The 21,871-nt window shown below is 48.1% G+C and carries 18 protein-coding genes and 2 pseudogenes; 15 read left to right on the top strand and 5 right to left on the bottom strand.

Going from position 1 to position 21,871, the window contains the following annotated elements; genetic code table 11:
• The first annotated feature begins 66 nt into the window (after positions 1–66).
• The 14 genes and pseudogenes from JCM23214_RS06915 (at position 67) to JCM23214_RS06850 (ending at position 16,586) form a co-directional block, all read left to right on the top strand.
• Positions 67–1,686 (top strand): flagellar hook-length control protein FliK, encoded by a 1,620-nt coding sequence (locus tag JCM23214_RS06915; RefSeq protein ID WP_025898319.1) that lies wholly within the window; start codon positions 67–69, stop codon positions 1,684–1,686.
• A gap of 18 nt (positions 1,687–1,704) precedes the next feature.
• Positions 1,705–2,406, top strand: coding sequence for a flagellar hook assembly protein FlgD (locus JCM23214_RS19525; protein WP_025898318.1), 702 nt, complete (start codon positions 1,705–1,707; stop codon positions 2,404–2,406).
• A gap of 60 nt (positions 2,407–2,466) precedes the next feature.
• Positions 2,467–3,795 carry a flagellar hook protein FlgE gene (gene flgE / locus JCM23214_RS06905; RefSeq protein ID WP_025898317.1) on the top strand — a complete coding sequence of 443 codons (1,329 nt, stop codon included), beginning with the start codon at positions 2,467–2,469 and terminating at the stop codon, positions 3,793–3,795.
• A 154-nt stretch (positions 3,796–3,949) separates the two neighbouring features.
• The gene (gene sciP / locus JCM23214_RS06900; protein ID WP_025898316.1) at positions 3,950–4,249 is read left to right on the top strand and encodes a CtrA inhibitor SciP; all 300 of its coding nucleotides are present in this window, start codon (positions 3,950–3,952) and stop codon (positions 4,247–4,249) included.
• Between the two features lie 228 nt (positions 4,250–4,477).
• Entirely contained in the window at positions 4,478–6,202 is a 1,725-nt protein-coding gene (gene fliF / locus JCM23214_RS06895) for a flagellar basal-body MS-ring/collar protein FliF (RefSeq protein ID WP_025898315.1), read from the top strand.
• A gap of 13 nt (positions 6,203–6,215) precedes the next feature.
• On the top strand, positions 6,216–7,229 hold the full coding sequence (gene fliG / locus JCM23214_RS06890; RefSeq protein ID WP_025898314.1) for a flagellar motor switch protein FliG: 1,014 nt from the start codon (positions 6,216–6,218) through the stop codon (positions 7,227–7,229).
• 11 nt (positions 7,230–7,240) lie between these two features.
• Positions 7,241–7,879: a FliH/SctL family protein gene (locus JCM23214_RS06885; RefSeq protein WP_025898313.1), complete on the top strand. Its 639-nt coding sequence runs from the start codon at positions 7,241–7,243 to the stop codon at positions 7,877–7,879.
• A gap of 169 nt (positions 7,880–8,048) precedes the next feature.
• Positions 8,049–8,324 carry a flagellar motor switch protein FliN gene (gene fliN, locus JCM23214_RS06880; protein ID WP_439646375.1) on the top strand — a complete coding sequence of 92 codons (276 nt, stop codon included), beginning with the start codon at positions 8,049–8,051 and terminating at the stop codon, positions 8,322–8,324.
• A gap of 15 nt (positions 8,325–8,339) precedes the next feature.
• Entirely contained in the window at positions 8,340–9,113 is a 774-nt protein-coding gene (locus tag JCM23214_RS06875) for a motility protein A (RefSeq protein WP_025898311.1), read from the top strand.
• Positions 9,114–9,130: 17 nt separating this feature from the next.
• Positions 9,131–10,516 carry a sigma-54-dependent transcriptional regulator FlbD gene (gene flbD, locus JCM23214_RS06870; protein WP_025898310.1) on the top strand — a complete coding sequence of 462 codons (1,386 nt, stop codon included), beginning with the start codon at positions 9,131–9,133 and terminating at the stop codon, positions 10,514–10,516.
• Positions 10,517–10,548: 32 nt separating this feature from the next.
• Positions 10,549–12,661 (top strand): annotated as a pseudogene (gene flhA, locus JCM23214_RS26565) (flagellar biosynthesis protein FlhA).
• 11 nt (positions 12,662–12,672) lie between these two features.
• Entirely contained in the window at positions 12,673–13,914 is a 1,242-nt protein-coding gene (gene flhF, locus JCM23214_RS19515; RefSeq protein WP_084264607.1) for a flagellar biosynthesis GTPase FlhF, read from the top strand.
• On the top strand, positions 13,911–14,720 hold the full coding sequence (locus JCM23214_RS06855; protein WP_025898308.1) for a MinD/ParA family protein: 810 nt from the start codon (positions 13,911–13,913) through the stop codon (positions 14,718–14,720). Before flhF ends, JCM23214_RS06855 begins: the two co-directional genes overlap by 4 nt.
• 18 nt (positions 14,721–14,738) lie before the next feature.
• Positions 14,739–16,586: a hypothetical protein gene (locus JCM23214_RS06850; RefSeq protein ID WP_148301784.1), complete on the top strand. Its 1,848-nt coding sequence runs from the start codon at positions 14,739–14,741 to the stop codon at positions 16,584–16,586.
• Between the two features lie 3 nt (positions 16,587–16,589).
• On the opposite strand, the gene JCM23214_RS06845 is transcribed toward JCM23214_RS06850, so the two are convergent.
• Together JCM23214_RS06845 and fliI are read right to left on the bottom strand one after the other, a co-directional pair.
• A complete protein-coding gene (locus tag JCM23214_RS06845) occupies positions 16,590–17,006 on the bottom strand; it encodes a flagellar export protein FliJ (RefSeq protein ID WP_025898306.1) in 417 nt (138 codons plus the stop codon).
• Positions 17,007–17,031: 25 nt separating this feature from the next.
• Positions 17,032–18,380: pseudogene (gene fliI, locus JCM23214_RS26560) on the bottom strand (flagellar protein export ATPase FliI).
• 336 nt (positions 18,381–18,716) lie between these two features.
• Here fliI and ctrA point away from each other — a divergent pair.
• Complete coding sequence (gene ctrA / locus JCM23214_RS06835; RefSeq protein ID WP_025898305.1) at positions 18,717–19,418, top strand: response regulator transcription factor CtrA; 702 nt, start codon at positions 18,717–18,719, stop codon at positions 19,416–19,418.
• Between the two features lie 76 nt (positions 19,419–19,494).
• Here ctrA and JCM23214_RS06830 read toward each other — a convergent pair whose 3' ends face one another.
• The 3 genes from JCM23214_RS06830 to JCM23214_RS06820 are packed head-to-tail and all read right to left on the bottom strand — an operon-like array spanning position 19,495 to position 21,868.
• Positions 19,495–20,331 (bottom strand): CheR family methyltransferase, encoded by an 837-nt coding sequence (locus JCM23214_RS06830; protein ID WP_025898304.1) that lies wholly within the window; start codon positions 20,329–20,331, stop codon positions 19,495–19,497.
• Positions 20,328–21,458: a protein-glutamate methylesterase/protein-glutamine glutaminase gene (locus JCM23214_RS06825; protein WP_051548056.1), complete on the bottom strand. Its 1,131-nt coding sequence runs from the start codon at positions 21,456–21,458 to the stop codon at positions 20,328–20,330. Before JCM23214_RS06825 ends, JCM23214_RS06830 begins: the two co-directional genes overlap by 4 nt.
• Before the next feature lie 44 nt (positions 21,459–21,502).
• Positions 21,503–21,868: a response regulator gene (locus JCM23214_RS06820; RefSeq protein ID WP_025898302.1), complete on the bottom strand. Its 366-nt coding sequence runs from the start codon at positions 21,866–21,868 to the stop codon at positions 21,503–21,505.
• Positions 21,869–21,871 lie beyond the last annotated feature (3 nt).

The following is a 21,871-nucleotide window of genomic DNA, read 5'->3' as shown; positions in this document are numbered from 1 at the left end:
GACTTTTGCTTATTGATTGGCGAGTGATCACCTTCGGGTGCTAAAATATGAAAAGTGAGAAGTTCAATGGATGTATCACAGGTCAAACATGACACAGAAAGCCCTTTTAGTTGGGGGCCCACATATTCTGGCGAGAAAGGCGACGATTTTGCCCGTCACCTCAAGTCTGAAAAAGAAGTGGAACATTATGAACCCAAAGAAAAAGTCAGACCCAAAGAGCGGGACGACATAGACAGACCTGACGATCGCAAAGAACAGGTTGAAGAAGACACTGGCCTTTATGAAGAGCGGACAGCCGATAGCCAAAAAGATACTTCTGCGGTTGCGGCGACCAATAATCCCGCCAACGCGCAATTAGTTTCAGCAACTTCATCCAAATCAAGTGGCAACGCCAATACAGAAGCATCCTCATCGCAAACTGTCGCTGGTACGAAAACCGGAAACACTGCGGATGCATCTAAGGTAAATCCAACAGCGTCTGAGATTGTAAATGACGGCTCAAAAATTACTGGCCTTGAAAGAGCACAAAGCCAGTTGCAACAAAATGCCAACCCGAACGCAATCGCTGCTGTATCTCAAAATGCTGAAAAACAGGCGTTAAGTTCGAACGATCCAAAAACTGCAGCCCAAAAAGCTTCAGTTAATCCCGCTGCCATCGCATCTGCGGCTTCAGCCAATCAAGCAGCGAATGCCAGCGCTTCAACTAATAAAACAGCAGCAGGCGCAAAAGCATCAACTGAACGGCAAGGTAACCTGAACACGGGATCTTCAACGATCGCATCTCAAAGTTCGCACGATCAGGCGGCTCAGGTAAAAACTGAAAACGGTTTCAGCGCAATTGAAAAGATGCGCAGTGATGAAATAGCTAAAATGTCCGAGAAAGATGCCCTTTCCTCTCAAATTTCAGAACTTCTGGCAAAAGGCAAAGGGAAAATCTCAACGGTTGCAGCAAACAAAACCGCGAATGCAAATCAAGGCAGTCTTGTGAGTAATGCCAACGCCATGATCGCTGCGGGACAGACTGCAACGCCGGAGATGACCCCTAAAGCGGACACGGCAATTGCAATGGTAACCCAATCTGCACAACAAGCAGAAATGCCGATCATCATTCCCAATGGCGATTTAGGCGGCTCCCTAATAATGCCGCAACAACCCGCTGATCCTTCAGTAACTACAACACCAGTTGCCGGGGGTGCAATCACTGGTATTGAGCAGACATCAACCAACTCCATCAGTCAGGCTAGCATGGCAAGTCGTGCAATGGCACAAGCTGGCAGCCCCGCAGAACAGGTTGCGACACAAATCACTACCGCCGTCAAAGATGGCGTGGATCAAATCAAGGTTCAGCTAAACCCCGCTGAACTTGGTCGGGTGGATATCAAACTGGAGCTAGGCCATGATGGGCGCATACTGGCAGTTATTTCAGCTGACAATGCGGACAGCCTCGATCTACTGCAACAGGACTCCAAACAGCTTGAAAAAGCGCTACAGGATGCCGGTTTCGACACTGGATCAGACAGCCTCAGCTTTAGCCTGAACCAAGGCCAGGAACAAGAAGGTCAAAATAACGAGCACTCTCAAAACGCTTCGGGTAGCCCTGAGGAAATGGAAGACAACATGATAACTGACCCGGCATTTTTGTCTGACCTTAATACAGACACGTCCGGTCTGGACATTCAGGTTTAAGGTTGAGGAGATCGCAAGATGAATATCGATGAAGCAAATGCGACTTATTACAAAGCAGATTCAAAAGCTGCCCAGTCAGCGGTTAATCTGGCAGACAACTTTGATGACTTCCTGACCATGCTAACGACACAATTGCAAAATCAGGATCCGCTCAACCCGACAGATTCCAACGAATTTACAAACCAACTTGTTTCCTTCACTGAAGTTGAACAATCCATTTCAACAAATCAGAATCTGGAAGCCCTCATTCAACTTCAATCCATAAGTCAGCAAAACAATGAGGCAACTGTATTGATTGGGTATCTGGGCAAAACCGTTGGCTCCAACCTGAACATTTCAAAACTGGACGGGACCGGTGCAAGCTGGAATTTGGACTTTGCCTCAAACGCAGATGAAGTGACGTACGATATATACGATTCCAACGGCACCAAAGTTCACTCTGAAACTGTATCTACTGTCACCTCCAAAGGCGAGCATGTTTATAACTGGGACGGCTCCATCGCAAATGGTGGTCAGGCACCTGAAGGCAACTATTATCTTGTCGCCAACGCAACCACTGATGGCGGCAGCGAAGTAAATGTTGACTACTATTTCGAAGGATATGCCTCGAAAGTTGAAACAGTAAATGGTCAGCCAGTTCTTATGGTTGATGGCGTCCCACTTGGGCTTGCGAATATTACAACCGTACAGGTAACAGGATCAGAAACTGAAGGCGTGTAACGCCAGTTAAAGAATTCGCCGTCGCCGCTCATGTGATGGCATTATTAAAGGAGTATTATCATGAGTCTTACAGCAGCAATGTTTTCAGGGGTATCGGGTCTGGCGGCCCAATCCATGTCTATGGGCATGATCTCGGACAACATTTCAAACAGCAGTACAGTGGGTTACAAGGATACCAGAGCAGTATTCTCAACTCTCGTAACCGAAACGACAACGAATACGAGTTATTCACCAGGCGGTGTTATTGTTCATCCAACCCAACAGGTTGACAAACAAGGATTGATCACAGCTTCAACGACAGATACACATATGGCCATCGCTGGCCAGGGTTTCTTTGTTGTTCATACACTGAGCGACCCTACCGCATCTGGTGGAAACTACCTATTTACAAGGGCGGGAACATTTGAGCCAGATAGCGAAGGTCGACTTCGTAACGCGCAAGGCTATTACTTGCAAGGTTGGCAAATTGACGCAAATGGCGCCATCCCGACAAACCAATCCGATCTTTCTGCTCTGCAACCGGTCAACGTATCCGGTCTGACTGGTAACGCAGAACCAACAACAACCATTGAGCTAAAAGCAAACCTGGCTAAATCTCAAGCCACTTTTGGTGCGGGTTATGTTGCAGGTAATATGGCAAACGGCACGACAACACCCCATTTTGTCAGATCTTTCCAGATTTATGACAGTGTCGGTGCCGCGCATTCCGTAACCTTCAACTTTCTGAAGACCGGTACAGGTGTCACACCTAACGAATGGACGCTTGAAATCACAGCCGACCTTGATGATGACGGCACAGAAGATGTACTTTCCACTGAGGTTGTGGCCTTTAATTCCGATGGTACAATTGATCTGTCTTCTGGTGCCACAACACAGACCAACACAATCACTATTCCATGGGCGGCAACATTGGGAATTGATACTCCGCAAGTTGTGACCCTTGATTTTGGTACAGATGACCAGTCAGATGGCTTCACCCATTTTGCCGGTAATTCCGAATTGGTCTCCTCCGACATCAATGGCGCATTGTTCGGCGCATTCAACTCAGTGTTCATTGACGAAGAAGGCAACGTAATTGCCAAATTCGACAACGGAACCTCGAGATATATCTACAAGATCCCAGTTGCCACCTTCCCCAATCCAAATGAAATGGCAAACAAGGATGGTAACGCTTATGATGAAACACCGGAATCCGGTACATTCACGTTACGTGAAGCCACAATAGGTGGAGCTGGTCGGGTTATTTCTTCCGCAACTGAAGCATCCACCGTAGATATAGCAAATGAGTTCACAAAAATGATTGTTACTCAAAGAACCTACTCTGCAGCGAGTAAGATCATCACCACTGCAGATGAGATGCTGGAAGAATTAATTCGGATCAAACGATAATCCAAGCATTTGATATTACTCCTAATTTCACGGTCAAAATGCTGCTTTTGACCGTGAAATAGAAAATTAACCATCATCTTTAGCGGTTTGTTAAATTCCCGCGGATACGATCCTCCTCATAGCAAGGAATTAGTTAGAGCAAGGTATCGTATAGATGCAGTCCTTATCTGAACATAAAATCAGTCAAATCATCGGGCTTGACGGAAAGCCGATGACAATTGACGATCTGCCGCCCAAAGATACGAAACGGTGGGTTATCCGCCGCAAAGCTGAGGTTGTGGCAGCAGTGCGTGGAGGGCTTATTAGCCTCGACGACGCTTGCAACATGTATAAACTATCTGTTGAAGAGTTTCTTTCCTGGCAAAAGGCAATTGACAAACACGGGCTTGCTGGTCTGCGAACAACGCGGCTCCAACAATACCGCCCACCGCCTCCAACGGATATAAGTAACTAACATTTTTTTCTGAAAAATCTGATTCAAATTCAAAAGCAATTTTGCTCCAATCGGCAGAATTGCTTTTTATTTTGTTTTTCTAATTCAGCAACTTACGACAAATAGGCAATTTTTTCCGTATAAGTCGGCAAATATTGCCCAGCGTTAACCTTCTGTTTATAACAAGTCGGTAGATTACGTCTCAAAGGACGTTGGTCTAATGTATTTTTTGCTTAAAAGGTGCCTGTTGTGAACGGTCTCAGTCAGCTTCTTCAAAACCTCGGAACTGTCCGACTAGCCATTCTTGGTTCGGTGGCCGTTGGTTTGTTGGCGTTAATAATGTTTATGGCAACCAGATTGGGTTCTGCTGATTACGCCTTGCTATACGGAAATATGGAACCTGAAGATTCAGGTTCAGTGGTCAGCAAACTCGAAGCCCAGAATATTCCATTCAAGATCGCGAATAATGGCCGCGACATTATGGTTCCGAAAGATCAGGTTGCGAAGCTTCGCCTGAGCATGGCACAGGAGGGCCTTCCAAACGGAGGATCCGTCGGCTATGAAATTTTTGACAGCTCCGACGCATTTGGCACAACTGCATTCGTTCAGAATGTTAATCTCGTCAGAGCACTGGAGGGAGAGCTTGCCCGCACCATTCGGGCATTAAACAATGTTAGCTCCGCCCGTGTGCATATTGTTCTTCCTAAGCGCCAGGTTTTCAGCCGTGAAAAACGCGACGCCTCAGCCTCTATTGTCCTGAAACTCAAAGGTCAGCTTCAGGAAGATCAAATCGCCTCAATCCAGCATATGGTTGCGGCTGCAGTCCCCACGCTCGCCATTAACCGGATATCAATTGTCGATAGTCGCGGCAATCTGCTGGCCCGCGGAGATGGTAAAGAAAACCACGGAAAAGGCTATGGCAGCCAGACTGAATTCATGCGCGCAACACACGAAAACCGTTTGCGCGAACAGATTGAGACTTTGCTTGAACAATCCCTTGGAAAAGGAAATGTACGTGCGCAAGTCAGCGCCGAAATGAATTTCGACCAACGCACTGTTAAATCTGAAACATATGATCCTGACGGGCAAGTTGTTCGCTCCACACAAGTTGTTGAAGAAAACAGCTCAGCAAGCGAAAGCAGCGGGGATGCAGAAGGTGTAACGGTTGCCAATAACCTGCCCGAAGCGCAAGCCGCAAATGCGGGCGGTGCCGGGTCACAAAATGAATCCAATCGCATTGAAGAAACCGTCAACTACGAAATCTCCAAAACAGTCACAACAGAAATTCAGGAAGCCGGACTGGTGCAACGCCTGACCGTAGCGGTTTTGGTAAATGGGCGAGCAACGACAGATGCTGATGGAAATCGAAACTACGAGCCACTTGATGACACAGCCCTTGAACAGGTTGCCAGACTAGTCAAATCCGCCATTGGTTTTAATGAGGATCGAGGCGATATAGTCGAGGTTGTCAACATGCCATTTGTTGAAATTGCCCCTGTTGAGTTTGAGGAAGATCCCAACGAGATGGACATTTTCCTCGGCTTTAACAAGCAGGATCTGTTCAAAATGGGTGAAATGGCGGTCCTTGCTATCGTCGCAGTCCTCGCACTTCTGTTGGTCGTACGCCCTCTGCTCACCCGGGCACTGAGTGCAGATGAAACCGGAAATGCTTTAGCTGGTGCAGGCGGCGGTGCCATTGGCGCAATCGCAGGTGCAGGTCCAGGTTATGCCGGCGGCGGCACCACAGCTGCGCTTCCAGGCGCGTCGGGTGAAGATGGTGCTCCGCCAGAGGGCAGCCCTGAAGCATTGGCACTGCAATCAGAAACTCTCACTGAACTTGATGAGATGATCGATATCGCCAAAGTAGACGGCCAGGTTAAAACATCCGCCCTCGCCAAAGTTGGTGAAATCGTTGAAAAACACCCTGATGAAGCGGTTGCCATCTTGCGCAACTGGCTCTATCACGAAAAATAATCGGGGCTGAAAAATGTCAATAACAGATATCAAACAACTTTCCGGAACCGATAAAGCTGCCATCATGATGCTCGCACTGGGCGAGGAACATGCAGCACCTTTATGGACACGCCTTGATGAAGAAGAAATCAAGGAAATTTCGCAAGCCATGTCCAATCTGGGTACCGTGGCGGCGGATGTTATGGAAGCATTGTTCGTAGAATTTGCTGGCAGCATTTCCTCAACCGGTAACCTGATCGGAACCTATGAGGCCACTGAACGGCTTCTTTTACGTGCACTGCCATCGGACAAGGTCGATGGAATCATGGAAGAGATCCGCGGCCCTGCCGGTCGCACCATGTGGGACAAACTGGCCAATGTGAACGAAGCTGTGCTCGCCAACTATCTGAAAAACGAATATCCGCAAACGGTAGCTGTGGTGATGAGTAAAATCAATCCGGACCACGCTGCAAAGGTATTGGGAACTCTGCCCGAAGATTTCTCCCTCGAGGTGGTCAACAGGATGCTTCAAATGGAAAGCGTGCAAAAAGAAGTTCTCGACAAAATTGAAGACACGTTGCGCAGCGAATTTATGAGCAACCTTGCCAAAACAAACAAACGTGACAGCCACGAAATGATGGCAGAGATCTTCAACAATTTCGATCGCAATACCGAAAGCCGGTTTATCGCCGCCCTTGAAGAACGCAACCGTGATAGCGCTGAAAAAATCAAAGCCCTGATGTTTACCTTCGAGGATCTTCTCAAACTGGATCCTGCAGGCGTTCAAACCCTCCTTCGCAGTGTCGATAAAGACCGGTTGGGAATTTGTATGAAGGGCGCTTCCGATGCGGTGCGCGATCTGTTTTTCAGCAATATGTCTGAACGGGCTGCCAAAATTCTTCGCGAAGATATGGAGGCCCTCGGACCAGTTCGCCTCCGTGATGTTGACGAAGCTCAGATGGAAATCGTGAATATCGCAAAGGATCTTGCGGATAAGGGTGAAATTATGCTGGCCGATAGTGGCGGCGATGACGAGTTGGTTTATTAGGGTAGCGTGTAATGAGTGTAAGTTCAAAATTCCTGTTTGATACAGAATTTGGCAGCCAGTCCAATATCCGTAAAAAAGCTGAGCAGGAGCCGGAAGCGCCGCCAGCCATCTACACGGAAGAGGATAAAAACCGACTGTGTGAGGAAGCCTATCAATCAGGTGCGACCGCCGGAAAAGCGGAGGCATTGCAAGACATTGAAGCCTCTACCGCAGATGTCCTGAATTCCATGGCTAGTCAGTTGCAGGTTTTGGGACAACACCATAGCAGTCAAATTGAAAATATCAGATGTGAGGCCGCGAGCCTCGCGTTTGCAGTTGCAAAAAAACTGGCGAATGCGTTGATCTCTCGTCAACCCGAGGAAGAAGTCCTGAAAATGGTGGAAAGCTGCCTTGAGGATCTACATGACGAGCCAAGAATTGTTTTAAGGGCAAGTGAGCCTGTATGTGACGCATTGGCCGACAAAATAAACGAACTAACGCAGGCAAGTGGTTTTCAGGGAAAAGTTATTCTGCTCTCTGATGACACCAAAACACAAAGCAACTGCCGCATTGAATGGGCAGATGGTGGCGTGGAGCGAGAACTTACCGACACCGAACAGAAACTGGAAGAAATCGTCAATCGATTTATCAGCACCGGTTCAGCAGATTAACCTTTGGACACAGTCCTGCTGATGCGGACAATAATGGAGAGTTAAAGTGGCAGAAAATGAAGATTTAGAGCTCGATGATCTGAGCAATCCTCCAGCCGAAGAGGCCGAAGGTGGAGCTGCTGAAGGTGCTGAGGATACGTCTGAAAACAATGATAGCTCCAGCATGCAGATGGAAGATGACTCCGACATCGCACGTACTGCTGCTGATCTGGAAGCCGTATTTGACATCCCTGTGCATGTATCAGCCGTACTTGGCAAGTCACGTATGCAAGTAAGCCAGCTTTTGAAATTAGGGCGTGGTGCCGTCGTTGAACTGGATCGTAAAGTTGGCGAAGCCATCGATATATATGTCAACAACCGACTTGTCGCGCGCGGTGAGGTAGTGGTGGTTGAGGATCGCTTAGGTGTCACCATGACAGAGATTATCAAATCAGACCGCAGATAACGGAACCCGTAAAAAATGAAGCTGGATTTTGCGACAATAATAGGGCTGTTTGGCAGTTTTGCAGTAATCACCGCCGCTGTTTTGGTGGGTGGCTCGGTTACTGCATTCTATAATCTGCCGTCGGTTCTTATTGTGCTGGGGGGCACTTTCCTGGTCACAAGTATGAGCTATTCCCTTTGGGAAGTATTACGTTCACAAAAATTGATAATGAGGACTCTGTTCGTCAATCGCGACCGCCCTGTAGATATCGCCTTTGACATGATTGAACTTGCTGAAAGATGCCGCGGGAAAGGTATCCTGAAACTACAGGACTATATTGGTAACAGCAACCCGGACAGTTTCCAGAACAAAGCCCTGCAGATGGTGGTAGATGGATTGCCCGCGGACGATGTCAATCGGATCCTGTCCAACGAGTTAAAAGCCATGGCTTCGCGTCACTCGTCATCGGCGGGCATCCTTCACCGGGCAGCAGAAGTTGCCCCCGCAATGGGCCTGATTGGTACGCTTGTTGGGCTTGTACAGATGCTCAGCAACCTCAACGACCCGTCTACAATTGGTCCTGCAATGGCTGTCGCACTACTGACAACCTTTTATGGTGCAGTCCTAGCCAATATGTTCTTCAGTCCGCTTGCGACCAAGCTTGAGCGTAATTCAGCGGAAGAAGTGCTGATCAACAGAATATACATCGCGAGTGCTACATCAATTGGCCGACAGGAAAATCCACGTCGCCTTGAGATGGTTCTCAATACCTTGTTGCCGCCCACAGAGCGCGTGCAGTTTTATAATTAGTCGTAGGAGATAAGCAGATGCGTTTGCTTATAATTGGAGCTTTGGACGGACAAATTGGTGCAGCAAGCCAGATTGCCATGTCGCGTGGAGCAAAAGTCAGTCAGGTTGATGATATCGAAGCAGCGTTGATTTCCCTGCGCTCAGGCCGAGGTGCCGATATGGCGATGATTGACGTTGGTCAGCCTATCAGCCAACTGGTTGAGAGCCTCGCCAACGAGCGAATTAATCTTCCCATTATTGCCTGTGGTGTAAACACGGATGCAACCGCAGCTGCAAATGCCATACGGGCAGGTGCAAAGGAATTTTTGCCATTACCACCGGATCCTGAACTTATTGCCGCTGTTTTGGAAGCAGTCGCAGAAGAAAACACTCAACTGATTTTCAGTGACCCTGCTATGCAGGAAGTAGTCAAATTAGCGGACCAAATTGCGCCATCATCTGCATCAGTGCTGATCAACGGCGAAACTGGTACCGGTAAAGAGGTGATGGCGAGTTACCTCCACAAGAAAAGCAACCGATCCGACAAGCCTTTTGTATGTGTCAACTGTGCGGCAATTCCTGAAAATCTTCTGGAGTCAGAGCTTTTTGGTCATGAAAAAGGAGCCTTTACAGGCGCCATCGCCCGTCGGATCGGAAAGTTCGAAGAAGCAAATGGCGGCACTTTATTGCTGGACGAAATCAGTGAAATGGACATTACACTGCAAGCCAAGCTGTTACGCGCCATTCAGGAACGGGTCATTGACCGGGTTGGCGGCACTAAACCGGTTCCTGTGGATATTCGTATTCTCGCGACGTCCAACCGGGATCTGGCAGAAGCTGTCCGCGAAAAAACGTTCCGCGAAGACTTGCTGTTTCGTCTCAATGTAGTGACCCTTAAAATTCCACCGCTTCGGGAACGGCCTTCGGATATTGTCACCCTTTCACATCATTTTGCCAAAAAATACTCTGAAATGAACGCTATACCGTTGCGTCAGATCAGCGACGCAGCAATGGAAAAACTAAAGCGAAATGTGTGGCAAGGAAACGTACGTGAACTTGAAAACACAATGCACCGCGCAGTATTGCTCGCACAGGGAGACGATATTGGCCCTGAAGCAATACTAATGCCGGATGGTAGTGCCGTTCCAGATACGCCGCAAACACAGTCTGCTCCGCCCCAGCAAATGCAAACAGCCGGCGCCGCAGCGGAGGTTCAGGGTGACAGCGCAGTAATGGTCGGACGTACAGTGGCAGATGTTGAGAAAGATCTCATTCTCAATACGTTGGAACATTGCCTAGGCAATCGAACCCATGCGGCCAACATTTTAGGTATTTCAATTCGAACATTGCGCAACAAGCTTAAGCAATATTCAGGTGAAGGTGTGGAAATACCCTCAGCGGGCACAAGCAGACCAGCGATCTGATCGGTATATTTAAAGGGAAATAGTCACGAATTATGAGTGATAGCCAAGAACAACAACAGGCTGCCGTCCCACAGGGGTTCCAGTTTGGAAATATAGCCAAAGCGATTGCACAAGGCGACATCGGGCTGGCACTAGGCGTTGTTTGTATACTGGTGGTCTTGGTCTTGCCAATGCCAAGCTGGTTGCTGGATTTTAGCCTGGCTCTTTCCATCACGTTCTCGGTTATCATTCTGATGACCTGCCTGTTCATAGCGAAACCCTTGGATTTCAGTTCTTTTCCGACGGTCTTGCTAATCGCAACGATGCTGCGATTATCACTTAATCTGGCATCTACAAGGCTTATTCTCTCAGAAGGTCATACGGGCCCGAATGCCGCTGGCAGCGTAATTGAAGCATTTGGAAATTTTGTAATGGGCGGTAATTTCGTGATCGGAATTATCGTATTTGCCATACTGGTGATCGTGAATTTCGTCGTGATTACCAAAGGTTCCGGACGTATCGCCGAAGTGGCCGCACGATTTTCACTGGATGCAATGCCAGGAAAGCAAATGGCAATTGATGCCGATTTATCTGCAGGCATGATTGATGAGGAAACAGCTCGCACACGACGTAAGGAGCTGGAGGATGAAAGCAGCTTCTTTGGCTCAATGGATGGTGCGTCCAAGTTTGTACGCGGCGATGCTATAGCCGGGCTGCTCATAACATTCATCAATATCATTGGAGGTATTATTGTTGGCGTCGCCCAAAATGATCTGACCTTTTCACAAGCTGCTGAAAGCTACACTATTCTGACAGTTGGCGATGGACTGGTGAGCCAGATCCCTGCCTGATCGTATCCGTGGCGGCGGGTATGCTTGTATCACGTGGTGGTGTTACCGGTACTACTGACAAAGCCCTGATCGCCCAGTTAGGTGGTTATCCACGGGCGCTTGCAGTAAGTTCGTTTCTATTGCTCTCCCTATCGCTACTTCCGGGAATTCCCATGATCCCGTTCCTGATCCTTGCGGCAGGTACCGGATATGCAGCATTTTATCTCAATCGTCAGCAGCGGCAGGCGAAACTGGTAGCGCAGCAACAAATTGTAGAAGAACAAAAAGAAGCAATTCCTGCTGAAGAGCCCATATCAACCGCATTGGCAATTGACGATTTGCGCCTCGAGCTTGGGTATGGCCTTCTGACATTAATCAATGACAATGAAGGGTATCGCCTCACAGATCAGATTAAGGCATTGCGTCGCCAGATAGCGGGAGACATGGGCTTTGTAATGCCCAGCGTTCGAATCCTCGACAACATGCAATTACCTGCCAACAATTATGTCGTGCGCGTGAAAGAATTGGAAGCTGGTGAAGGAGATGTCCGCCCCAATCAACTGTTGGTGATGGACCCTCAAGGATTACCTATCGACCTGCCGGGTGAAGAGACAACCGAGCCGACATTTGGTCTGCCTGCTGTGTGGGTAGATGAAGGTCAGCGTGAAGAAGCTTCCTTTAGAGGATATACTGTCGTAGATCCTGCTACCGTTGTGACAACACATCTGACAGAAATCCTGAAAGATCATATGGCGGATCTGTTGTCTTACGCTGAAACGCAAAAACTGCTTGATGAATTACCTGCAGCCCATCAAAAACTGGTTGCTGATGTGATCCCTAACCAGATCACCGTAAGTGGCATTCAAAGAGTTTTGCAAAACCTGCTGACGGAGCGAATTTCAATCCGTGATTTGGCGTCCATTTTGGAAGGAATTTCCGAAGCGACTGGTTACACTCATAACATCAGCATGATAACCGAACACGTGCGAGCACGCCTAGCGCGGCAAATCTCAGCGACCAATACAGCACCCGATGGTTTTATTCCGCTGGTGACGCTCTCTCCTCAATGGGAACAGAATTTCGCGGACGCAATTATTGGACAAGGTGAAGAAAAACAACTTTCCATGGCCCCTAGCTTCTACAGGAGTTCATATCACTCATTCGGGACAATTTTGACCGACTGGCACAACAAGGACATAATCCGGTACTTTTAACCAGTCCCGCAATCCGCCCGTATGTTAGGTCAATAGTTGAACGTTTCAGACCAAGCACTGTGGTCATGTCTCAAAACGAAATTCACCCAAAAGCGAAGTTAAAGACTTTGGCGCAGATATAGGGCTTGGCTAGATGCGGATAAAATCCTTTAACGGACAAAATATGGCTGATGCGATGAATAAAGTGCGTCAAGAGCTGGGCGACGATGCGATAATATTATCTACGCAGCAAACCTCTGAAGGCGACGTTCAGATTACGGCCGCTATTGAAAGGAGTGACCCGGATCCAAGCCCGATAACATCTTCTCAGGCAAACGGAAAAAACCGCAAATGGGCACTGGACTGGGACACCGACTGGCGATTGGAAGCAGAACAACCACATGAAAAAAAGCAGCTCAGAAACAAGAAAAAAAACAACTCCAAAGCAGCCCAGAAACCTACAGAAAAGCTGAAAGCGGCATTGAACGCGCCAATCCCTGACGAAGATCAGGTACCCAAGAAAGAACCCAAAACAGCCCAAGCCACGTCAGTTGATTCATCAACTGCAAATTCAGAGCCCGAAAAACCAATTAAAGTGACCCCACAGGTTCAAGTTCTGGTACAGGCAATGGCGTATCATGGAATTCCGACGTTACTTGCAGAACGAATTTGCAGGTCAGCACTAGCTGCACAAACCGAAGATACGACGCTTGCATTGGCAGCTGCCCTCGATATGCATTTTTCTTTCTCTCCCAAGTTCAATAACAGACATAAACCTTTGATGCTGGTTGGACCACCGGGTGTGGGAAAAACCATGACAATTGCTAAAATGGCGGCTTCAGCGACAATGTCAGACCGTAAGGTACACGTGATCACTACGGACAAAAGTCGTGCAGGTGCTGTTGATCAGTTGAAAGCCTTTACCGACATCCTCAAACTCAAATTATGGGTTTCCAACGGGGCTGACGATTTACCCCATATCCTGAATGAAAAAGAACTCTCTGATGGCGCTCACGTTCTTATCGATACAGGTGGAATCAACTGTTACGAGACCAATGAGCTTGAAAACCTGGCGGAATTGATCATAGCTGGTTCCGCAGAAACCATGGTGGTACTTCCCGCGGGTAATGACCCATCTGAAATGAGTGACACCGCAGAAAAATTTGCCGCCATCGGGGCCAAACGCATGCTGGTTACACGTTTGGACACAACGAGGCGCTATGGTGGTGTATTGACAGCCGCTGACAAGGCTAACCTCAGTTTTTCATATGCAAGTGTTTCACCTGCAGTGGCCAATGGCCTGCATGTTTTAACTCCTGTTAATCTCGCTCGGCTAATATTAAGAGACCCTACCCTTCAGGGTGTAAGCAACGAATTCGACAAGGTTCAAAAATGACAGACACACACAGCCCTTTAACAGACAGGCCAAGTGCACATCCAGCAACCCCCGATGCTGGCCGGAACCTGATTACCATCGCCTCTGGCAAAGGGGGCGTTGGCAAGACCATTTTGGCAACAACACTGGCACATGCGCTTGCAAACGAGGGAAAGAAAGTCCTCTTGTTTGACGGTGATGTTGGATTGGCAAACGTAGATATTCAATTGGGTATCCTGCCCGAGCATGATCTGGCTACAGTTATTTCCGGCGAAAGAAAGCTCAAAGACGTGGCCTTTGAATACGAAACAGGCGGGTACCATATTATTGCGGGACGCTCTGGTTCTGGATCACTTGGAACACTGGATTCTACTCACTTAAGGGCCGTTCATGAGGAATTGATCGAGCTGGGCAAAGAATATGATTTCATCATTCTCGACTTGGGAGCGGGTATTGATGATGCTGTTCGCACACTTGCCTCTGCTAAGGGCCCCAAGCTTGTTGTCACCAACGGTGAGCCCACATCTTTGACCGATGCATATGCCTTTATCAAAGTGGTAACTCAGGCGCAGGAAAATGCTGATACCAGAATTCTGGTAAATATGGTAAAGTCACGTAATGACGGTCAGAAGGTTTATGAAAAACTTGTGACCGCCTGCCGGAATTTTCTCCAGCTTGAGCCCCCACTCGCAGGTATCATTCCGCAAGATGACAGAGTGGCTTATGCGATCCGTTCACAAGCAGCCTTACTGAGCAAATACCCTGCCAGTGAAGCCGCATCAGAAATCGAAGCATTGGCCCGCTATTTGATCAGAGGGTCTGCTTAAAGGTAGCAGAAATAATGGATGAGCGGAATAAAGTCCACATCCGGCTCAACGCCCCCAATCCCGGTTGATTCCGGTCGTGGGGCGACTTCGTCAACTCCTCAAGTCACTCCGGTATCACCCTCAAACCCGACAGGCGGTCAATCTAATCCGCCCGTACCTCATGCCAGTAGTGTATCCTCACTCAATGAAGGCTCCATGCTGGCTGCAGTTGTAACCGCACGAGCAACCGGCGGTGATACGATTTTACATACAGAAGTTGGCAATTTTCGAATGACATCACGCTCCCCTATTCCAGTGGGCAGCCATGTGGTACTCGAGGTTGAAGCGGTTGACGATTTGATCACTGCGCGGGTGCTTGCTATCAACGGTGAAAAGCTGGCATCTCCGCCTGCTGTTACATTATTGCCAGTGGTGCAGGCAAACTCCAGCAAACCCGATCTTTATGCATTGGCAGCTAAACATGCCCGCCCAGAGCGAACCGAAGTTCCAGCTCAAAACGTCACCGCAGCACTTGGGCCTTCGGCTAAGTCGCCAACCTCACAAAGTCCAACTACACCGCAACAGGTGACTACCTCTCCAACGTCACCCTCTTCAGCGAATACTGTTCATCAATCACCTGCACATGCGAATGCTTCCGCGACCAATAACTCACTGCTTACAGCGTCACTGAGCGCGGGAGAACATCGCACCGGTGCACGTGCAGCTTCATCATCCGCTGCAGCTTATTCACACACGGCTCATCCCGGGCCTAAACCCAGCACAGCTCCTTTGGCACCAACCACCCCAACTTCCAGTCAACCAGGTTTGTCAAACCCAACAAGCAATGAATTGGCGCGCCTTACTATTGACACCCCCTCCCTCAACCAACGACTGATCAGTGAGGCCGGTATAAGTCGGCTGAACGCCGGGTCCCGACTTTCCGCAGTGATCTCTACAGCTCAATCTCCCGCCACACTTTCGAGTGACTTGACACAGCATATTGCAACAGGAACTGTTATCAGCCATTCGGGCCAAAAAGGAGCCGCTGGTGCTGGCAGAGTTACGCAAGTCCACCTGCAATCACCGGAACTTGGCTCGATCCGCTACAGTACAACAAATCCACCCCCTATCGGGTCACAGGTTAGTCTCTTCTTCACGGACAAATTACAGCCGTTTCCCTTGCTCCCCTTTATCCCTGAAAGCGGTGCCTTTAAAACACCACACATACCTCTGCTTTCCGATTGGGAAAATTTGCGGCTGGCGCTCAATATTATTGCCTCGCAAGAGCCGGAACTGGCTAATTCTTTATTGGTTAGCCGAATTCCTTCGGCCAACTCAGCGCTTGGCGCAAGCCTGCTTTTTTTCCTATCAGCCTTAAATGGAGGCGGCCTTGCGAAATGGTTTGGAACTGATTTTAACCAAGCACTTGAACGGAGCGGAAACGCTGACCTACTCCGTGCGCTTACCGATGATTTCAACACATTGGCGCGCTTGCATTCGGATCCAGGAGGCAATGACTGGAAAGCCCTCATATTCCCCTTTTTCGCTGAAGACAGATTACATCAGCTGCGCATGTTCTATCGCAAACACGGCAGAAATACTGAAAACGGGGAAGAAGATGAAACGCGCTTTGTTATTGAATTAGAGTTAAGCCGTAGTGGTCCTGTGCAGCTCGACGGACTATTCAGGCCCAAACATTTTGACCTGGTTCTTCGCCATCAATTGGATCTATCCGACGAACTTCGCACCAACATCGGTCACATTTTCACACAAAATCTGGAAATTACGGGCCTCAAAGGCGGGCTTTCATTTCGCAAGATGACACCCTTTCCGATCCACCCCACCGAAGAGTGGGAAACGCATCAGCACCGCCGAGAAGATGCCTGACCGTTATCTGCTTTTACGACGATAAGCCTCGATTGAAAACGCGTCCATTTCTGCCTGCTGTTTTTTCATTTGCTGTTCTTTGAGCAGACGTATCCGATTTTCTTCAGAGATTTCATATTTCTTCAGCTCCTGAAACGCCTCAGCCATTTCAGATCGGGCAACTTCAATTTTTGCTTCCATATCCTGAATACTATTCATCAGATTTTCTCGCCTGAGGGTCGCAGCCTTTGCATAATTGGCATAAAGCAAAGCTGCCTCGGGATCATTGCTGGCAAGTTCCTGTTCTTTCACCTGTTCCTGATTGAGCTTCGTAAGTTGCGCATTGAAGTTTTCAAGCAGATTTTCCAAATCCGTTACTTCCCGGCGCTTTTCATCCAGTTTCCATTTATGGACACGTATGAGATTTTGCATCCCTGCCATATGTTATAACCCCTCTAACTTACGATTACTCAACAGGCTGCTCAGTCTGGTCCGATGCGTCGGCCCCGGCGTTCAGAATTTGCGCAAGCTGTGCGTAACATTCGTCAAGACTGGTGCATTCTTCCTTCTGTTGGCTCATGAACTGCTCCAACAAAGGATAATAATAAATTGCCGCATCCACATTTTGATCTGTCCCTTTGCGATAGGCTCCAAGGCGGATCAGCTCTGACATATCCTCATAGGTTGAGAGCAGTTGTTTGGCGACAGAAATAATCTGATTTTCTTCATCTGAATTACAGCCTGGCATGGTTCGTGAAACAGACTTAAGAACATTAATCGCTGGATATCGACCGCGTTCAGCAATCTTGCGCTCCATCACGATATGCCCGTCCAGAATCCCTCGAACAGCATCTGCTACCGGCTCATTATGATCGTCACCTTCGACCAGAACAGTAAACAGGCCGGTAATGGTGCCTTTCCCAGGCCCCGGTCCCGCCCTCTCAAGCAATTTGGGTAATTCACTAAAGACTGTCGGCGTGTACCCCTTACTCGTTGGGGGCTCCCCACCGGAGAGACCAACATCACGCTGGGCCATTGCAAAACGCGTTACGCTATCCATCAGGCACAAGACGTCTTTTTCAAGATCTCTGAAATATTCTGCGAGTGCTAACGTTAAATATGCCGCTTGCCGGCGCATTAAAGCCGGTTCATCTGATGTTGCCACCACGACAATACTACGTGCCAGTCCCTCAGGCCCCAAATCATCCTCAAGAAATTCCTGAACCTCCCTGCCTCGCTCGCCGATCAGACCAATGATATTTACATCAGCTTCTGTGTAGCGAGCCAACATGGAGAGGAGCACGGATTTACCAACGCCAGAACCCGCGAAGATGCCCATCCGCTGCCCACGACAACAGGTTGCAAAAGAATTGAGTGCACGAACCCCAAATCGATTTTACCGCCGACCCGTTGGCGAGAATGCGCCGGCGGCGCCATGTTTTTAAGAGGAACAGCGATATTCCCTGTTACGAGCGGTGGCCCGCCATCAATCGGTTCACCCATTGCATTGACAACCCGACCAAGCCAACTCTTGTCCGGAAATACAACGGGATCAGGCTCGGCAATCAGGGCTTTGCACCCCATACCAACCCCTTCCAGCGAACCAAACGGCATTAACAAAGCACGTTCATTTCGAAATCCAACAACTTCACAGGCAACTTTACGATCACCACGGGCAAGCAAATCTACGCGACTGCCGATACTCAAATGGCGTTGGATACCGCCAACCTCAACCAGCAAGCCCTGAATAGCAGCAACACGGCCATAAAACTGTTGGGAGTTAACCCTGCCAATTTCAGAAATTACACTTAACAATTGGACGCTCCGCGTTCGACTGAAGATTATTGAGTATTGGTACCTGATACCAATTTGACCGAGAGACTTTAAAGTTTCGTAAAAGAAAGAACTACAGTTAATAAAAAATAAAAATGCAGGGACAGGTTTAACGATTCAATGATACCTGCGCACGTTAAGCTTCGTTAACGGCATCCGAGGCTGCGCGAGCATTATTCTCGAGAAATTTACGGAAAAAGAGCAAAAAATGGGGCTGGTACATCAACTATATCAAAATTAGTTAACTTTTTATCTTTGGTGTTAACCATTTGTTAGGGTAGAATATTAACAATATCGCCTAATTAGGAGGTTGACTCAATGCGGGTATTATTAATCGAAGACGATAGTTCAATGGCACGTGGCATCGAATTGATGCTGAACGCTGAAGGTCTAAATGTTTATACAACCGATTTAGGCGAAGAAGGCGTGGATCTTGGAAAACTTTATGATTATGACATCATCATCCTGGATCTGGGTCTACCTGACATGTCAGGATATGATGTTCTCAAAAAACTTCGGACAGCCAAGGTTTCCACACCCATACTGATCCTGTCCGGCATGTCTGAACCAGATGACAAGGTGAAAGGCCTTGGGTTTGGTGCTGATGACTATCTGACAAAGCCCTTCAACAAAGATGAGCTTATTGCACGTATTCACGCGATAGTTCGCCGGTCCAAAGGGCATGCACAGTCAACTATCACAACAGGCAAATTGACAGTTAATCTGGATTCAAAATCAGTTGAAGTAGATGGCCAACGCCTGCACCTGACTGGTAAGGAATATGGCATGCTGGAACTTCTCAGCCTGCGCAAGGGAACAACTCTGACCAAAGAAATGTTCCTCAACCATCTGTATGGTGGCATGGATGAACCTGAACTGAAAATCATTGATGTTTTTGTCTGCAAACTGCGCAAAAAACTGGCGTCGGCAACCAACGGTGACAATTACATCGAAACAGTTTGGGGGCGTGGATATGTGCTGCGTGATCCTGACGAAGCAAAACGCGCGAAAGCCAGCTAATACGAATTTTCTCAACTCAATAAAAAAGCCGCCCGGGTTTGGGCGGCTTTTTTTGTTAAACTTAAGGACTAAATGACTAGCCTGCCGCTGCCAGCACACCACCTGTGGCAGGTGTATAGACACCTTTCAAGCCGGAAATCGGGTTCAAATCATCGCAAATCCCTAAAACAGTCTCCGCACCGCCAAGGAACAGAGCACCATCCTTAGCCATAATGTTGTGCATTTGTTTCAACACTTTCGCTTTTGTTTCATGATCAAAATAGATCAAGACATTGCGACAGAAAATGACATCAAATCCACCAAGTGTCGTGAAATTTTCAAGCAAATTGACTTTTTGGAACTTAACCATCGCCCGAATAGAACTGTCGATCTGCCACATTTCACCCATCTGTTGGAAATATTTAATCAACAATTGAATTGGCAAGCCACGCTGAACTTCAAACTGGGAATAAAGCCCAGACTTTGCTTTCTCCAGTACTTCATTGGAAATGTCGGTTGCGAGTATTTCAACACGCCAACCAGCCATTTTGGCAGCCTCCTCTTTCAAGAGCATCGCAACAGAATACGGCTCCTGTCCGGTTGAGCAGGCGGCATTCCAGATACGCAAGGATTTCTGAGTTGCCCTTGTTTCCAGCAAATGCGGCAAAATGGTATCTTTGAAAATATCGAAAGGCTTATTGTCTCTGAAGAAAAACGTCTCATTAGTCGTCATTGCTTCAGTGATATCTTCTTTCAGCTTTTCATCATTAGTTCTGCGAAGTTCATTGGCGAGATCTTCAAGCGTATTTAATCCTCGCTGGCGAGCCAAGGGGACCAAACGGCTTTCCAGAAGATAAACCTTGTCTTCGGTTAATATCAAACCGGACCGATCGCGTACTAAAGTGCTAAAAAGCTGGAAGTCCTGACTATTCATGAAGGCCTCCCTGATAATGCATTTTCTACTGCTGCTGGAATGTCATTAAGTGAAACAACTGCGTTGGATAACCCCGCAGTTGCGACTGCACCTGGCATCCCCCATACAACACTAGTTTCTTCATCTTGAGCAATCACGTATCCCCCTAAATTCGCAAGTTGCTCACAACCAAGTTTTCCATCTTGCCCCATACCCGTAAGGATGACGGTTAAAATTCGACTGCCATAAACTTCGACTAAACTGCGAAGCATTGGGTCAACTGCCGGACGACAAAAATTCTCTGGCGGATTTTGATTGAGGCTGATCTTTTCACCATCAGCCCCTTTAACAACTGTCATATGCCAATCACCTGGTGCCAGATAAATCCGTCCACCCTCAATTTTTTCACCGTCAACTGCTTCTGCACATTTCATTCCGGCTATCTTTGTTAAATGTTCAGCCAGGATTGCTGTAAAAGTCGCTGGCATATGCTGAGTAATGAAAACAGGCAGGGATAGTTTTCCTTTTAGTTTCTCAAATACTGAGAACAATGCTTGCGGGCCACCAGTGGAGGAGCCTATTGCAAGAACTTTGGGAAACAGCCCCGCATTGTGAGAGCGCAGTTTGATTTCTGCGCCCTTGTATATTGTCGGAGCGCTTGAAGCTTGTGCTGCTAGTGAAGGCACAACAGCTGCTCCGCCGCCTACGGAAGGGAGGTCTTCCCCCAGTTTACGACGCCGAGTCGCGCCAAGCGCGCGAACCTTTGCAATCAAGTCACGGTGAAAGACTTCCTTCTCTCCAGCCTCACGTGTACTTTCCGGTTTTGGAACATAGTCAGCGGCTCCTTTTGCAAGAGCCCGCATACTGATATCTGCGTTTCTCAGCGTCAATGTAGACGCCATAATTACTTTTACATTCCGATCAAGTTCTATCAATTTCGGTAAAGCAGTCATGCCGTCCATTTCCGGCATTTCAATGTCCAGCACCACAATTTCCGGATGGTGCTTTTCAAACTCCTTAAGCGCAATCGCTCCATTGCCCGCGGAGGCTACGACTTCAATGTCATCTTCTTCTTTCAGCCATCTGGTCAGAAACCCGCGAATTACGGCAGAGTCATCAACAACCATTACCCGATATGGACTTTGCATACTAGATCTGTCTTCCTTAACTTGTGACGCGCCAGCGAGTGCCACTAAAGCACTCCTACCTGAGAAAATTTGGCTTCAATAATTGCCCTATCAAAAGGCTTCATGATGTATTCATTCGCACCAGCTGAGATAGCTTCGCGAATGTGGGCCATATCATTTTCGGTGGTACAAAACACAACTACCGGCTTTTCGCCACCAGCTGTTTTTCGAAGTTCCCTAAGAAAATCAATTCCACTCATTACCGGCATATTCCAGTCGAGCAGAACCACATCGGGCATTTCTTCAAGGCATGTATCCAGCGCAACCTGCCCATCTTCAGCCTCACGGCATGAAAAGTTCAAATCTTGCAAAATACGGCGTGCCACCATTCTCACAACTTTGGAGTCATCAACTATTAAACACGAGGTCATGTT

Source organism: Sneathiella glossodoripedis JCM 23214 (assembly GCF_000616095.1).
In the GTDB taxonomy this organism is placed as follows: domain Bacteria; phylum Pseudomonadota; class Alphaproteobacteria; order Sneathiellales; family Sneathiellaceae; genus Sneathiella; species Sneathiella glossodoripedis.
Note: the sequence above shows the minus strand (reverse complement) of the source record. Positions and strands in the feature narration are given on the sequence as shown.

Excerpts from the sequence above, each read along its gene's own strand:
- JCM23214_RS06915 (WP_025898319.1), top strand. The coding sequence starts at position 67 with ATGGATGTATCACAGGTCAAACATGACACAGAAAGCCCTTTTAGTTGG.
- JCM23214_RS19525 (WP_025898318.1), top strand. The coding sequence starts at position 1,705 with ATGAATATCGATGAAGCAAATGCGACTTATTACAAAGCAGATTCAAAA.
- flgE (WP_025898317.1), top strand. The coding sequence starts at position 2,467 with ATGAGTCTTACAGCAGCAATGTTTTCAGGGGTATCGGGTCTGGCGGCC.
- sciP (WP_025898316.1), top strand. The coding sequence starts at position 3,950 with ATGCAGTCCTTATCTGAACATAAAATCAGTCAAATCATCGGGCTTGAC.
- fliG (WP_025898314.1), top strand. The coding sequence starts at position 6,216 with ATGTCAATAACAGATATCAAACAACTTTCCGGAACCGATAAAGCTGCC.
- JCM23214_RS06885 (WP_025898313.1), top strand. The coding sequence starts at position 7,241 with ATGAGTGTAAGTTCAAAATTCCTGTTTGATACAGAATTTGGCAGCCAG.
- fliN (WP_439646375.1), top strand. The coding sequence starts at position 8,049 with ATGGAAGATGACTCCGACATCGCACGTACTGCTGCTGATCTGGAAGCC.
- JCM23214_RS06875 (WP_025898311.1), top strand. The coding sequence starts at position 8,340 with ATGAAGCTGGATTTTGCGACAATAATAGGGCTGTTTGGCAGTTTTGCA.
- flbD (WP_025898310.1), top strand. The coding sequence starts at position 9,131 with ATGCGTTTGCTTATAATTGGAGCTTTGGACGGACAAATTGGTGCAGCA.
- flhF (WP_084264607.1), top strand. The coding sequence starts at position 12,673 with ATGCGGATAAAATCCTTTAACGGACAAAATATGGCTGATGCGATGAAT.
- JCM23214_RS06855 (WP_025898308.1), top strand. The coding sequence starts at position 13,911 with ATGACAGACACACACAGCCCTTTAACAGACAGGCCAAGTGCACATCCA.
- JCM23214_RS06850 (WP_148301784.1), top strand. The coding sequence starts at position 14,739 with ATGAGCGGAATAAAGTCCACATCCGGCTCAACGCCCCCAATCCCGGTT.
- JCM23214_RS06845 (WP_025898306.1), bottom strand. The coding sequence starts at position 17,006 with ATGGCAGGGATGCAAAATCTCATACGTGTCCATAAATGGAAACTGGAT.
- ctrA (WP_025898305.1), top strand. The coding sequence starts at position 18,717 with ATGCGGGTATTATTAATCGAAGACGATAGTTCAATGGCACGTGGCATC.
- JCM23214_RS06830 (WP_025898304.1), bottom strand. The coding sequence starts at position 20,331 with ATGAATAGTCAGGACTTCCAGCTTTTTAGCACTTTAGTACGCGATCGG.
- JCM23214_RS06825 (WP_051548056.1), bottom strand. The coding sequence starts at position 21,458 with ATGCAAAGTCCATATCGGGTAATGGTTGTTGATGACTCTGCCGTAATT.
- JCM23214_RS06820 (WP_025898302.1), bottom strand. The coding sequence starts at position 21,868 with ATGACCTCGTGTTTAATAGTTGATGACTCCAAAGTTGTGAGAATGGTG.